The organism is Aquimarina sp., from assembly GCF_977115655.1.
This window is the reverse complement of the sequence record NZ_CDSBKO010000001.1, coordinates 188,573-203,556: the sequence shown is the minus strand read 5'-3', so window position 1 is coordinate 203,556 and position 14,984 is coordinate 188,573. Positions and strand designations below refer to the sequence as shown.

Annotated in this window: 12 protein-coding genes; 6 read left to right on the top strand and 6 right to left on the bottom strand. The window is 30.4% G+C overall.

Annotated elements, in window-relative coordinates:
• Positions 1-288 precede the first annotated feature (288 nt).
• The gene (locus ACZIYX_RS00885; RefSeq protein WP_462680298.1) at positions 289-801 is read left to right on the top strand and encodes a hypothetical protein; all 513 of its coding nucleotides are present in this window, start codon (positions 289-291) and stop codon (positions 799-801) included.
• Positions 802-1,173: 372 nt separating this feature from the next.
• Here the strand turns inward: ACZIYX_RS00885 and ACZIYX_RS00880 are convergent, their stop codons facing one another.
• Together ACZIYX_RS00880 and ACZIYX_RS00875 are read right to left on the bottom strand one after the other, a co-directional pair.
• On the bottom strand, positions 1,174-1,755 hold the full coding sequence (locus ACZIYX_RS00880; protein ID WP_462680297.1) for a MiaE family protein: 582 nt from the start codon (positions 1,753-1,755) through the stop codon (positions 1,174-1,176).
• Between the two features lie 178 nt (positions 1,756-1,933).
• Positions 1,934-3,223 carry a hypothetical protein gene (locus ACZIYX_RS00875; RefSeq protein ID WP_462680296.1) on the bottom strand — a complete coding sequence of 430 codons (1,290 nt, stop codon included), beginning with the start codon at positions 3,221-3,223 and terminating at the stop codon, positions 1,934-1,936.
• 237 nt (positions 3,224-3,460) lie between these two features.
• Between ACZIYX_RS00875 and ACZIYX_RS00870 the strand changes: the two genes are divergently transcribed.
• Positions 3,461-4,375: a hypothetical protein gene (locus tag ACZIYX_RS00870; RefSeq protein WP_462680295.1), complete on the top strand. Its 915-nt coding sequence runs from the start codon at positions 3,461-3,463 to the stop codon at positions 4,373-4,375.
• Positions 4,376-4,501: 126 nt separating this feature from the next.
• Here ACZIYX_RS00870 and ACZIYX_RS00865 read toward each other — a convergent pair whose 3' ends face one another.
• Both ACZIYX_RS00865 and ACZIYX_RS00860 read right to left on the bottom strand, forming a co-directional pair.
• Entirely contained in the window at positions 4,502-7,267 is a 2,766-nt protein-coding gene (locus tag ACZIYX_RS00865; protein WP_462680294.1) for a CHAT domain-containing protein, read from the bottom strand.
• Positions 7,268-7,410: 143 nt separating this feature from the next.
• Complete coding sequence (locus ACZIYX_RS00860; RefSeq protein WP_462680293.1) at positions 7,411-8,661, bottom strand: S8 family serine peptidase; 1,251 nt, start codon at positions 8,659-8,661, stop codon at positions 7,411-7,413.
• Positions 8,662-8,937: 276 nt separating this feature from the next.
• Between ACZIYX_RS00860 and ACZIYX_RS00855 the strand changes: the two genes are divergently transcribed.
• Entirely contained in the window at positions 8,938-9,495 is a 558-nt protein-coding gene (locus ACZIYX_RS00855; RefSeq protein WP_462680292.1) for an RNA polymerase sigma factor, read from the top strand.
• A 14-nt stretch (positions 9,496-9,509) separates the two neighbouring features.
• Positions 9,510-10,337 (top strand): tetratricopeptide repeat protein, encoded by an 828-nt coding sequence (locus tag ACZIYX_RS00850; protein WP_462680291.1) that lies wholly within the window; start codon positions 9,510-9,512, stop codon positions 10,335-10,337.
• Between the two features lie 66 nt (positions 10,338-10,403).
• Here the strand turns inward: ACZIYX_RS00850 and ACZIYX_RS00845 are convergent, their stop codons facing one another.
• Positions 10,404-11,258, bottom strand: a complete 855-nt coding sequence (locus ACZIYX_RS00845; protein WP_462680290.1) for a UDP-2,3-diacylglucosamine diphosphatase — start codon at positions 11,256-11,258, stop codon at positions 10,404-10,406.
• A gap of 280 nt (positions 11,259-11,538) precedes the next feature.
• Between ACZIYX_RS00845 and aroC the strand changes: the two genes are divergently transcribed.
• The gene (gene aroC / locus ACZIYX_RS00840; protein WP_462680289.1) at positions 11,539-12,603 is read left to right on the top strand and encodes a chorismate synthase; all 1,065 of its coding nucleotides are present in this window, start codon (positions 11,539-11,541) and stop codon (positions 12,601-12,603) included.
• A 147-nt stretch (positions 12,604-12,750) separates the two neighbouring features.
• Complete coding sequence (locus tag ACZIYX_RS00835) at positions 12,751-14,067, top strand: dicarboxylate/amino acid:cation symporter (protein ID WP_462680288.1); 1,317 nt, start codon at positions 12,751-12,753, stop codon at positions 14,065-14,067.
• Between the two features lie 35 nt (positions 14,068-14,102).
• Here ACZIYX_RS00835 and ACZIYX_RS00830 read toward each other — a convergent pair whose 3' ends face one another.
• Positions 14,103-14,981: a LysR substrate-binding domain-containing protein gene (locus ACZIYX_RS00830; protein WP_462680287.1), complete on the bottom strand. Its 879-nt coding sequence runs from the start codon at positions 14,979-14,981 to the stop codon at positions 14,103-14,105.
• Positions 14,982-14,984 lie beyond the last annotated feature (3 nt).

Sequence of the window (14,984 nt, the reverse complement as noted above, 5' to 3'; positions counted from 1 at the left end):
TTATTGGTTTTTGTCATTCCGTTGAAGAATGGAATCTATTGTTAATAATCCTAACACTAAATGGATTCCAGCGTAGGCTGAAATCTATGATGGAAATAAAGGAGTATTTTGCTTTTACCGATATTTAATCCTCAAAAAGATACAGCTTAACTAAACAACATTGCCCGGATTATGTAATGACTAATGCTTTTTGTGTAACCGCAAAGCCACTTTGTACAAACAAGGAGTTTTGACCATGGGATTAAAAGTAGTTTTGTCCTGAATATTAATCTTAAAATTTTTAAAAACATGAAAACACAAAAAATCATTTACACAATTATGGCAGTAGCTCTTTTTTTTGCAACATCTTGCTCTAAAGATGCATTGATTGACCAAAATCCAGAAGCGGTACAAACCACAAATACAGAAAACTTTTCTGTAAATAAAAATATCGTTTTTCCTGATCAATTTGAAGACGCAAGGCTTCTTGGTAAATGGAACCTCACCTTTGTTAAAGATATTCCATTAAAAAATTTCCCCGGGGCATTTATCAACATCAAAAATTATGATAGAGGAGTTGGTTACAGTGGAGAATTATACCATGGTTGTCGAAATTTTGGGACTACATTTGAAATAAACAGAAGCTCAAATAACGGAGGAAGTATACATTTTAATAGTTTTTTAGGAATCCGTGAGTTTTGTGGTAAACAAGATGTTTTGTTAGAGATCCTTCATGAAATCGATCAATACGAAATAAAAGGAAACAAGCTTGCCTTGTTTAATAAAAAGACTTCAAAAGGAGTGGTTTTTACAAAAGAGTAAATTTTTATAGCTCCCCGGGGGGTCGCTTTATAAATATAGCAAACATACATTCGGGGTGTTCATTAAAGTTGTCGGGATGCCTGACAAGATATTAAAAAGCAGGATTTCTTTAATAGATCTCCTGCTTTGTAATAATTTGGCAATACCATAATATAAGTCAGTAAATGAAGAGGGGGGGCTCAAAAGTCAAACACCTCTTTTTTATTATGAATACTTCAAAAAACCGATTCTAAAAGAAGATTTTACTGAAAGAAATAAAGTTTTTTTTTAGAAAATACTACAAATAATTCAGCCTAATTTTATCAAAAATTACTTTTTATACAGCCTTTTCAGCTTAAAAAAGGGTATTGGTTTTTATAACAACTCATAGTATCACCCATGTATGGTTTCAGATTTTCCATATTTTTGAATTAGTTCTCCTTCAAATTTCAATAAATCTGCCCATTGTTTATCTACATCTATATCCTCTCCATATTTACGGGCCAGATTAATAAAAGTAGTATAATGCCCGGCCTCACTAATCATAAGATCTTTGTAAAATTTGGATAATTCGGGATCCTTTATTTTTTGGGAAAGTAGTTTAAAACGTTCACAACTACGAGCTTCTATCATTGCAGAAAACAATAACCTGCTAATCAGGGCTTGTGTTCGACTGCTGCCTGTAACACGGTATTTGAACAGCTCGTTTACATAACTATCCTTGCGCTCGCGACCTAATTTGTACCCCCGTTTTTTAATAATTTCATGTACCATTTCAAAATGTTGTAATTCTTCTTGCGCCAGAGCCAATAACTCGGTAACCAAATCGGTATGTTCAGAATTTAAGGTGATAATGGTAATTGCATTTGTAGCTGCTTTTTGCTCGCACCATGCGTGGTCGGTCAAAATTTCTTCAATATTAGACTCTGCAATAGTTGCCCAACGAGGATCTGTCGCCAATTTTAAACCAAGCATACTTTTTTATTTAAAAATCATTAATTTATTTGTCAAAGATACATATTACTTGGTTCTAAATTAAAAAGGAAGTAAAAGGGGGATGTAATCTAAGTAAATTACATCCCCTTTTTTAACTTGTTCAATTATTATGATCTGTAACTATTTTATCAGTTTATCATAATAAGGTCACTATATATTATTCAATTTTACATACTTGATATTCTGCTTTCCAACTGGTAAAGTTTACGCAAGTTTCCCATCCGTACCACTCAAAAGGAGTATTATGAATATTAACAGTGCCAGGAATCCATGCATACCAATCATTATGATATCTTCTTTTTGAATTAAATACATAACTATTGATCGGGCTATTAAAATAACCCAAAGGTTTAGGAGATCTATTCCAATCTCTCTCATAAGTATTCCAATAAAATTTGTTTGTAGCAAGTGGTAACCATACATAGGCATGTAACGAAGGTTTGTATAAAGTAGACCCTATCTGATTAGGTTTAACTTTGGCTAAGTCTTTAGAGTATCCCGATATAAGATCATAAGTAGGGAAATTTTGTACACGGTATCCTATAATTGCATATTCAGATTTATTTCCCCAACCGCTCTCATACCGATAGCCATTTTTTATTTTTATATTGCGAGAATCATATCTAATTATAGATTTTCTTGCAGAAAGATCTGTTGAGTTTTCTTCTCCCAATAGTACAACGTTTTCATCTTTATTGACTATAGATGCATGATCTATTAAAAATAAAGGATTAGATGTTTTAAGAGATGTTTCTTCACCTAGGATAATCTCTTGTAATTCTCCGCTATTCGTAAAGTACCAAGATATAATAAAATCTTCTATTTGCTCATTATTAGTACAATCTGTTTCGATATTTGCAGATATTATGGGTTGTTTGTTACTATCTATTTGATCCAGATTAGGAATAAAAATACCAGGTACATATTTTTCTATTTCGGCGGTTTCCGGATATTCAGGGTTTGAAGAAACAGGAGTATGGGTCATGTCATTAGCAATACTTTGCAAGGATAATCCATTACGTTTTAGGTTTTTATTTATTATTTCAAAGTATCTGGGTGCAACTTTTTCTAAGTCTAATAAATATGCCGTTTCGGTTTTAGACTCTTTTGCCATCTGTATGATGGTTTTATTAAAATTATCATCTTTTATTAAATCTCGTGTAGCCAGAGCTATTTCATATAAATATTTGTTTAGCTTTTCTTCATCTTTATCTTCTTGGTTTTGCATTAATCTATTGATATCCTGATTATTTTTTATAATTGGAATATTATCAAGCGTGTAATTACTAACTTTTTTAAAGTTTATTTCTTTTAGGTTCTCGTTAGTGATCTCTTCTTTTTCACAGCTAGATATTATGCAAACTAAGGCAATAAAGAAAATAGGGACTATGGATTTTAGAGATTGTGTTCTTAGTTTCCATAAACTAATGTTTTGATTTGATTTCATGTTAAATGTTTTTAAGAGTAAATAATATCCTCAGAGCTATTCTGAGTTTTTTGATGATCGATCGTAGTAAAGTGCAGATTCATAAAATTCATTACCCATAAAAGAAAATATTTTTTATATGGGTATATGGGTAATGAATTTTGATTTTACATACTTAGTTATAGATCGATCTATTTTAAAAAGGTGAATCCCGAAAAACCTATATAAAAGAGTAGGGTACAATTAAAAACAAAAATCATGAAAAATCATTTAACAAAATTAATGCTCTTATTCTTTTTAAGTATAGTATTTGCTTGCTCTCAAGAAGAAGAAACAGTTTTGATTCAAAAACAAAATATAGATAATAAACACTCTGGAGTACATATAGCACCATGGACTTTATCTATGGATTGGCGATTTAGCCATGGCACTTGTGCGACGGGTCCCGGTGTCTGTTTTCAAGATGGAGATGGCGATATTGTTATAGGTTGGGGTTCTGTTTTTAATAATGGAGGGGTAATTAGTTCTGCAGAGCAATTACATAAAGCATTTAAGGTATTGATGGATCGTAATGAGGATAAAGATAATGGGGTAATCGCATTTCGGGTAGAAAGAGGTCAATTACACATGGTGTTTTCAAGAAGTTTAGAAGAGCCTGATTTTATACTAAAAGAAGATGTAGTACTAAGAAAAAAACTATCTAGACATTTAGGAATGGATGAAATTATTATTCCCGCAGGAGTATACAAAGTAGATAGAAGTAATTTTGAACATGGAGAAGTAAAAGTTCCTTTTAAAGGAAAAGAAATCACTTTAGATTACCATGAGGATTATGGCACTATAGATACTAAAGATTATCCAGTTGGAGGCAAAGTAACGTTAGAATCATTTTTAAGAGATTTGAATATTACTAAAAATGATCTAAAGAGATATCAAATTGTTGAGGCTAAATTTACAGGAATAGCCTATACAGAGCATTTGGTTAACAATAAATTGATTTATGTTTGGCATAAATACAATAACGAACCAGTGTCTGTATTTGAAGGGGTTTTAAATAATGGAAAACCCATAAGTTTACAAAGAATTCATTGGTGTGGTAATGAATTTGGAGGGTTTAGCTCATTTGATTTCTTTTGGGCATTTATTGATTTAGGATGTTGGTGGTGTGATTAATTATAATTTAAGGTAATACTAGGTATCCTAAATTAAATTAGTGTTTTTTATCATTCTAAGTCTTAAATAAGAACGTTAAATCTTGGCTTAATAAAGGCTTAGAATGGTAATTATAAAAATATATTACTATCTGTAATAATACCAAATACTAGCACTAATTAGCAAAGCAATAAGTAACAATATGCTCCAGTAAAGATAACTATGATTACTATTGTTTGCAAAGGCTATTACGTTTTCAGTACTACCGGTTAAAATTAATGGAGCCCAAAAATATGGAGAGTTTTCAGATAATTGATGTTCTTTTAGATAACGAAGTTTAGCTTGTCTTAATGCTTCTGATTTTGTTTTTCCTTTTTTTAGGTTTTTGTAAAAATCAAGAATAATTTCTGAGCTTGATTTTTCATTGGTATTCCATAAGGAAGAAACTACACTTTTGGATCCAGATTGAAAAAAACCACGGGATAAGCTCATAACACCTTCACCTGGTTGTATATCTCCAGTACTGGTTTGGCATGCATCTAAAACTATTAAATCTGCCTGATTTTTAATAAAATATAATTCGTTTAAAGTGATTTTTTTGTCATATAAGGCTATCCAAGGGTCTTGATTATTAGTAGAATTTGCATGGGTAGATAGATGTATGATATTATATGCATTCGCATTATTAATAAAATTAGATTTTATAGCTTGGTTTTTATAAAATATTTTTCCAGAAAATAGTTTCTGTATTTCTTTCATTTTATATTCACTTCTATTCAAGCTAGCTAACTTGTGTTTTTGAAAGTGTATAGGAGCGAATGCTATTAGATTAGATACAGGGTTTCTTTTTTTTTGCTCTACTTTTTTTAATAAAGACATAGAATATGCATAACTTATCTCTGTAGAATATATTAAATAGGGTATTTTTTTTTCTTTTAAAAAAGGAGATGTAAGGAGAGTTTCAAACGGAAAATTTTGCAATATATAATCTGGGATTATTAGTAATTTCTTGTTTTTTAATAGGGTATAAGTAGTATCGAAAGGAAATAATTTTTTATAAACAGAATTAGATATTTTGCTAAAAGCATCTAATTGTGGTTGTGTGTTAAGTGGTTTAGCACTAAATTTATGAATAGATCTGATTTCACTAAGCAACTGTTTTAAGTCTGGTATTTTAAAAAAGTTAGTTTCTTCTTTATTTAAATAAATACCATATCCTTCATTTTCTGTAATAATATATTGTACCAAATCGGTAGAAGAAGACGTAATTTTAGAATAACTTTCATTAAATGAAGAAATAGCTATTTCTTTTTTATATTGAAAATAGCCTGGATATTCTTTTTCTAAAGAACTAATAAAGTTTTCGTATTCTTTTTTATGTTTGAATAGTAAAGCTTGCTTTTCGGGTTCAGAGAGTAGGGTGTCTGTTTTTTGTAGTTCTATGGTTTCATGTATTTTATATTTTAAGCCGTATTCCTTTTCTTGAAGATATTCAGGAAGTTTACCTCTTTTTTTGGCTTCTTCATGAGTTAAATTTTCTAGTAAGGATAAAGATTTACTTTTTTCCATAAAGAAAAAAGCTTTTTTTACATCCTGTAATTCATAGCAAATAGAGGTAGCGAGCATATATAGGTCGATGCCTTTTTCTCTCCAAAAATATTTAGACTGTTGTTCGGTACTTTCTAATCTAATAATATCTATTAATCTATCTGCCAGAGTAATAGTTTCTAATGCATTTTTAAGGTATTCTTTATTCTTCGTTTTTAAAAAGAAATTTAACCAAGCATTTGATTTGTCTTTTAGATCATTTACTAAATTAACTTTATTATAAGACTGCGTCAATTGTTTTATAGATGGAAGTTTTTTTAAATCAAAATTATTGTATTGATCTATACCGTAAAATATTGCTTTCTGATAATTTTTTAGAGCATTTGCATGGTCTTGTTTTTTTAAATAATAGTCTCCTAGATTATCATAGATTGCAGTTCGTAAGGAATCATATTGTTTGGCATTTTGGTAATTTTCAAATGCTGAAAGATCTTTACCTAGTTTAGCATTGATGTATCCTAAGGCGTTATATGTGGTAGCAATATCGTGTTTGCTTTTGGGATTTGTATGTAAACTTAATGTTAGAGCCTTTTTGTAATAATCGATTGCTTTTTCATATTGTTTTATTTTATCATATATATAGCCATATCTTGCATAAATTATGATCTGATTTTTTGTTTTAAGTTTTTCGGGCAGATGTAAGATGCTCTCTTCTGTCTTTTTTAAATATTCGATGGCTTTTGCATAATGTTCCTTTTTCATGGTTTCAGAAAAAACACGTGAAAAACTTAAATATACACGGTATTTTTCTTTATTCAGTATAGAGTCATTAGACTGTTTAATACTATTTTCTGCTTCGTTAAGATAGTTTATTGCCTTATAATAATCCCCTTGTTCGATATAAAGATTATTAAGACCAATAGTATATGCCATAATAGTATATCTATCTTTATAAGATTGTTTAATTAAGGTTTTAAAAGTTTTTAAAGCTTCTGTTCTGTTTCCAGAATAGAGATACATGTATGCCAGGTTATTATAACTTTTATTAACTGCAAAAGGAATGGTATCTATATATTTTTTTTGAATTTGTAATGCTTTTTGAGTGTTTTGTATTGCATTTTTATAATCGTTATTTCTAAAATTAAATTTACCAAATTCGTTATATAGATAACTTATGGTTATTGGATTGTTTATATTTTTTTCACTTTCTAAAAGGTGCTGAATTTTTTCTACTTTATAATTATATTCTATAGTTGGATTTTCTAAATCGTTATATAGAACCTCTAAGGAAGAATCTTTAGTATTTTGAGCATGTATAGAAGACAGAATACATAAAGATATAATAAAAGAGTAGTAAAATCTCATATAGTTGAGTTAGAATGAGCCTGTCTAAAAAGCAAGTGTATATAGTTTTGAATTTTTAGACAGGCTCCTCTAAAATAGGAATCTTTTTTGTTAAAAAAAATAAAGCTGCTTACTATACAATTAATATTTAAGTAAGATTTATTTTATTCAATAATTCTATCCCCATAATATGTAGGCATTGATCCAGAAATTAATAAGGTTCCGTTAATTCGTAATTGATTGATAATCTCTACGGGGGTTGTGTATCCAGATAGATAATGTATAGCTGATTTAGCGGCTACCAGAGGAGCGGCATACGAAGTTCCCGAAACCAGATAATGTGTCCCTGCATTATCATAAAAAGATACTTGATCCCCTACCGATAAAAAATCTACACTAGTGCTACCATAATTAGAAAAAGTAGATTTTACTATTTCTGCTCTGCTTCGAACACTAAAACTACCAATGGCAAGAACATTTTTATTATTGTATGAGGAAGGGTAATGAGCAACAAATTCATTATCAAGATTATCGTTACCAGAAGAGGATATGTGGAGAATATCTGGATTTTCAGAAATAAACTTATATAATAATGTACTAGGTGCGCTATACCATCCAAAACTCATATTAATTATAGAAACAGATGGTTTATTTACAGCATATAAATAACCACATAATAGTTTAAAAGTAGATGTTTTTCCTAAGTGATTAAATACTTTAACGGGCAGTATTTGGTAATCTGTAATGTTTTCGTTATCCAGTTTAGACTTAATGATACTACTTACAACGGTTCCATGCCCATTATCATCATATATATCATTATCACCGTTTATAAAATCCCATCCAGATATTTCTTCATTTCCATTTTCTTTACAAAGCCTTGTATTAGGTGTTGAAATATATAAGAACGGATCTCTATATGGTAGTTTATTCAAATTTATACCTGTATCAAGAATAGCTATTGTTAGGGTAGAGTTAGGTTTTAAAAAAGAGGTAATTAATTCGTTGCTATGACTAGAGGTAATAGTTGTTAAAGTGGTTGGAGATATATTTTCATTGGCGTAAAAAAATTGATAATCTGTTGCTTCTATACCTCCTTCCTGAGTAATTTGATCATTTCTTCCTTCAATATCCAAATTTGAATCAAACTCCCATTTTTCTATTCGATCATTAATACAATCACATTTTTCAAATCGTTTTACTTTGTATTTTCTTCTTAAATTATCCTTCATGGCATTATTTACGCCATATTTATATCCTATAATTAATTCATTTTTAGATTTAACAGGCCGATTAACAGATTTATTTTTATTAGAATTATGCTTAGTTACAGGTTTATCTAAATCTTCAGGGGCGCAACCAAAAATGAAAAAATATAGTATTAGTGAAGCAAATAAAGGTTTTAAAGATTTCATTTCATTTGTATTTTAAATGTTACTTTTATCCTAGGTGTATAAAAAATAAATTTATTACCCATATATTTTAACTAAAGTAAAAGTAATGCTGGCTTAATCTTTAGTTTTTTCCAAGGTTATTGATTTGTTTTTTTTGATTAAAGAACCATTTACTTTTTTAACTATAAATTGTGGATTATAAAAAAATAAACTATATAAAATATTTTAAGATAGGATATTTAATATTAATATTAAGCCACATCAATATAAAAAAGAAAACTAAAGAGGGTAAACTTCATGAAGAATATTACAAATGTAAAAGATAAATTTATCGAAGCACTCTTAAAGAATGATAATGCTATCATTGTTGAGATTTATGAAAGATTTTTTCCAAAATCTTTACGATTTATTTTACAAAATAAAGGCACTCATGAGCAGGCTAGAGATATTTTTCAAGAATCCCTATTGTACATTGTTATAGGAGTTAAAGAAAGAAAACTAAATATTGATTGTTTTGAAGCTTATTTGTTTACAATTTGTAAAAATATGTGGAGAAGAGAGTTAGAAAAACAAAAAAAACGGGTAATAAAAGATGGTTTAACCACACTAGTAGATAAAGATACCGATTTTGCGTTATTTATGTTAGAGCAAGAACAATTAGAATTGTATCAAGAAAAATTTGCGCTACTATCGGATAATTGTAAAGAGATTTTAGCACTTTTTTTTAATGATGTTCCTTATGAGGAGATTATTAAGGAGTTATCTTATACTACTATCAATACAGCCAGGCAAAGAATATTTAAATGTAAAAACAAATTAATTAAAATGATAAAATCTGATAATCGATTTTACTAATATAAAATACAGCAATGGAATTTGATGATAGTATACACCAAAAAATAGAAGCGTATTTATCTGGTAATATGAGTGTTATTGATAAAGAAGCATTTGAAGCAAACCTTTTGTCTAATGCAGAGTTACAAGAAGAAGTGCAAATTCACAGAGCTTTAAAATATGCTGTACATGAAAAAGAATGGGTTTTAAGAAAGAATAAAAAGAATGATAAAGAGATTGCTAAAATTAAAAATTTAAGAAGAAGTGAAGAATACTCTAAAACTATAAAAAACATAAAAGAAGCAGAGAGTATTTATTTTGAGAAAAAGCCTTTAAACCAAAGTAAAAAATGGATTTATTATTGCTGTGCTATTGTATCTGTAGCTTGTATTGTGGTAATGGTACAGTATTTTAATGTATCTCACACAACAGATTCATTATATACAGAATACAGTGACTGGAGTGAACTCCCTTCTTTAACAACACAAGGAGATATACAAGGTAATCTTGCAAAAGGAGAGCAATTATTTTTTGATAAAAAATATAAAGAAGCTGCTTCTGTGTTTTCTAATAGTTTAAATATATCATCCAATACCCATGATTTAGATTTTACTCCTTATGTTTTGTCTTATTTAGGAATATCTTATCTTGAGATAGGAGAGTATCAAAAATCGTTACAAATATTTAATAGGCTTTTAAAAAGCGATTCGTTGGATAGCTCTAAAGGATATTGGTATACTGTTTTGGTATATTTAAAAATGGGAGAAGAGCAAAAGGCAAAGGATACGTTGCTTTTGATTCTTAAAAATGAGAAAAATTTTAACTTTCTAAAAGCTAAAGAGCTTTTAGAAAAACTGGATTGATTTTTTCCTTTATTAAGTATAAAAAGAATATTTTTACGTGTTTTTTTAATAAGCATAAGAAAAAACTTACTTAGTATTTGTTAGTATTTGATTAATAACAAAGGAAGCCTGCAGTACTTTTGGATCTATATTTATATTTGTGTAATCTTCATCTGCAACTTCAGAAAAAGCTTCCATAGATTCGCTTTCATATTGTACCAGTTTCCATTCTTTTTCGTGGTATTCCAAGGAGGTAAGGTTTTCTATCCAATCTCCCGAATTTAGGTACCAACACGAACCATTTTTATCATTGTATTCCCGCATTTGTGGTTGATGAATATGCCCGCAAACAACATAGTTATATTTATTTTTGACAGCTAATCCTGCGGCAACATCTTCAAAATTATTAATATATTTTACCGCCTTTTTAACACTGTTCTTGATCTTTTTAGAAAGAGAGAATTTTTCTTTTCCCATCTGTACCAAGACCCAATTAATAGCCTGGTTAAAGAGTATAAGCATATCATACCCCCAACCACCTAATTTTGCCAGCCATTTTGCATTTTGGATAGAAGCATCAAAAATATCTCCATGAAAAAACCATGCTTTTTTACCGTCTAATTCCAAAACAAGTTTATCTACCAGTTTGAAGTCTCCTATTTGGGTATCACTAAACTTGCGTAGCATTTCATCATGATTGCCTGTTATATAGATCACCTCTGTACCCTTAGAAGCAAACGAAATAATCTTTTTGATAACTTTAAGATGGGATTTAGGAAAATAACGTTTTCTAAATTGCCAGATATCTATAATATCACCGTTAAGAATAAGGGTATTGGGTTTAATACTATTCAAATAATTAAGAAGCTCTTTGGCATGACATCCATAAGTACCAAGATGGATATCAGAAATCACAACAAGTTCTACAGTACGTTTTTTCATACAAGATACAATGGTTGTACAAAGAACGTAATGGATTGTATACCATAGATTACCATAGTATAAGTTTATTGTTAAGAGCTCTTTACCAATTAACAGCAATATTAATTTGATATTAACAAACAGGAAGGAAATCAAAGCAAAAATAGTAAAAGAGGCTTATCTGCAAAGTGCCAAAAAGTAGAAACAGATTACGGTTTTAAAGATTTTGTTACGTTTTTTATATCATTTTAGCATTTCGTATGTAAAGATTAAAAATTACTTTTGCGTAAAATTATTTTTAATGGCAGGAAATACATTTGGAAACCTTTTTAAGGTAACCACATTTGGAGAATCACACGGAGTAGCAATTGGGGGAATTATAGATGGATGTCCCGCAGGGATCACATTAGATTTAGAAAAAATACAAGCAGAACTAGATCGTCGTAAACCGGGGCAATCTGCTATTGTTACACAACGCAAAGAACCCGATACAGTAGAGTTTTATTCTGGTATTTTTGAAGGAGTTACTACAGGAACTCCTATTGGCTTTGCTATAAAAAATGCAAATCAAAAATCTAATGATTATTCTCATATCAAAGATTCTTACCGACCCTCTCATGCAGATTATACCTACGATCAAAAATATGGAGTAAGAGACTACAGAGGAGGCGGTCGTTCTTCTGCGCGTGAAACTGCAAGCAGAGTAGTAGCAGGAGCTATAGCAAAACAAGTATTGCCACAAATAAAAATCAATGCGTACGTAAGTGGGGTTGGACCTTTAAAATTAAATAAAAACCATACCGAATTAGATTTTTCTTTAACAGAAAGCAATATAGTACGTTGTCCGGATACAGAAATGGCAAAAGAAATGGAAAACTATATTAAACAAATCAGAAAAGAAGGAGATACCGTTGGTGGAATTGTGAGTTGCGCTATATCCGGAGTGCCTGTAGGATTAGGAGAACCGGTATTTGATAAACTACACGCAGAGCTGGGTAAAGCTATGTTGTCTATAAATGCAGTTAAAGGTTTTGAATATGGAAGCGGATTTGAAGGAGCAATATTAAAAGGAAGCCAGCATAACGATCTTTTTAATGCAGATGGCACTACTAAAACAAACCTGTCCGGAGGCATACAAGGAGGAATATCCAATGGAATGGATATTTATTTTAATGTTGCTTTTAAACCTGTAGCAACCATTATGCAAGATCAGGAAACTATAGATAAAGCAGGAAATATAGTAACTATGCAAGGTAAAGGAAGGCATGACCCTTGTGTGGTTCCCAGAGCGGTACCAATTGTAGAAGCTATGGCAGCATTGGTACTGGTTGATTACTGGTTGTTAAATAAAACGATCAAAAAATAATAAATTGATATTTAAAAAAATAACAGATCAAGGGATCAATATCTTAAAAAAAAACACGTTTCACTTCGTATTTCGTAGTTTCTAACGTGTTTTTTTGTTTTTAATTTATATCTTCGACCCTGTTTGATTTAAAATCAAAAAATTCACATGAAAAAAATAGCACTGCATTGGCAAATAATGATCGGAATGATATTGGGAATATTATTCGGGTTTATAATGACAACATTTTCTTGGGGTAAAGATTTTACCGGGGATTGGATAGCTCCTTTAGGAACAATCTTTGTTAATTTATTAAAGCTAATTGCTGTTCCTTTAATTTTGGCATCTTTAATTAAAGGAATTTCAGATTTAAAAGATATTTCAAAATTTAAACTAATAGGAGGAAGAACTATTGTTATTTATATTTTGACTACGGTAATTGCAATAACTATTGGTTTACTATTGGTAAATACTTTTAAACCAGGAAATGGAATTACCCCCGAAACTATAGAAAAACTAACCACAGAATATGCAGGTAACTCCAAAATATCCGAGCGTATAGCTGAAGCAGGCAAGCAAAAACAAAGTGGCCCTTTACAGTTTATAATAGATATGGTTCCAGAAAATGCAGTTCTGGCAATGAGTGATAATAAAATGATGTTGCAGGTGATATTTTTTGCAATTTTTCTTGGTATTAGTATGTTACTAATAAAACCATCACAATCAGAACCATTAAAAAAATTCTTTGATAGTTTAAATGATGTGGTATTAAAAATGGTAGATTTAATTATGCTTACCGCACCGTTTGCTGTTTTTGCATTATTAGCCAATGTTGTAGTTACCTCAGACGATCCAGATATTTTGCTTGCATTGTTAAAATATGCTGGAGTTGTAGTTTTTGGATTAGTTTTAATGATTGTATTCTATTGTATATTAATAGCAGTTATTACTAAAAAATCACCATTATGGTTCTTAAAAGAAATCAGCCCGGCACAACTATTAGCTTTTTCAACAAGTTCTAGTGCAGCTACGCTTCCTGTAACCATGGAAAGAGTAGAAGAGCATATTGGTGTGGACAAAGAAGTATCCAGTTTTGTATTACCAGTAGGAGCAACTATAAATATGGATGGGACCAGCTTATATCAGGCAGTAGCTTCGGTATTTATTATGCAAGTACTTTGGCCGGAAGGATTAACGTTCAGTAATCAAATTACCATTGTATTAACCGCATTATTAGCTTCAATAGGATCTGCAGCAGTACCTGGAGCAGGAATGGTAATGCTGGTTATAGTTTTAGAAGCAATAGGATTTCCTTCAGATAAATTGCCAATAGGCTTGGCTTTAATTTTTGCAGTAGACAGACCATTAGATATGTTAAGAACAACCATTAATGTTACCGGAGATGCAACTGTAGCAGTAATAGTTGCCAAATCTGTTGGTAAATTAGGGGATCCAAAGGTTAAGAATTGGGATGATGAATTATAATGCCTAATAATATTGCCAAATACCTATTATATTAATTAATTTTTCCAGTTTTTAAGCAAAGTAAATAATAAAGGATATTCTGGTTCTCTTTCCGGATTCCACATCATGGTTAGTTTGGCCTTTTGTTTTATATCCTTCAATTCAATACTTTTGACAGGAAACTCATGCCCCGATAAAGAAGATGCAGGCTCAAGGGATATTCCTAATCCAGCCTCGACAAGTCTAAAACTGGTGCTGGCAGAATCGGTTTCGTGAATAATTTTTGGTGTAAAACCAGCATCCATGCATATCGATTCTAGTATGTGAACATAATTAGGACCATCTGCTACCGAAGGAAATATAAACTCTTCATTTGCAAATGCCGAAAAAGAGGTGTAATTGTTATTGTTTACAGGGTGATTTTCTGGCAATAATACTACAAAATTATCTGTATGCAATACTTTGCTTTTTAAGTTAAAAGGTACCAATGGGTTGGTAGCAAAACCAATATCCAATTCATTTTTTTGTAATGCCAAATATTGATCTCTGTTGTTCATTTCTTTTAAAACTGCTTTTATACCAGGTGTTTGTAAATGAATTTTTTTTAAAATATCAGGCAAAATTGTTTGCATGACAGAGTGTGTAAAACCTATTTTAATCTCTCCGGCATGCCCGTTATGAATATTAGTAGTTTGTTTAGTTGCTCTTTCTAACCCAGAAAGTAATTTTTTGATTTCTTTTACAAAATAATGCCCGGCAGCAGTTAGCTCAACATTGCGTTTATCTCTTTTAAAAAGAACAGCTCCAATTTCTATTTCTAACTGTTTAATCTGTCTGCTTAATGCCGGTTGAACAATATTTAATTCTGTTGCAGCTCGGGTAAAGTTTAATTTTTCAGATAAAACAACCACACTTTTCAATTGTTGTATATTCATTAA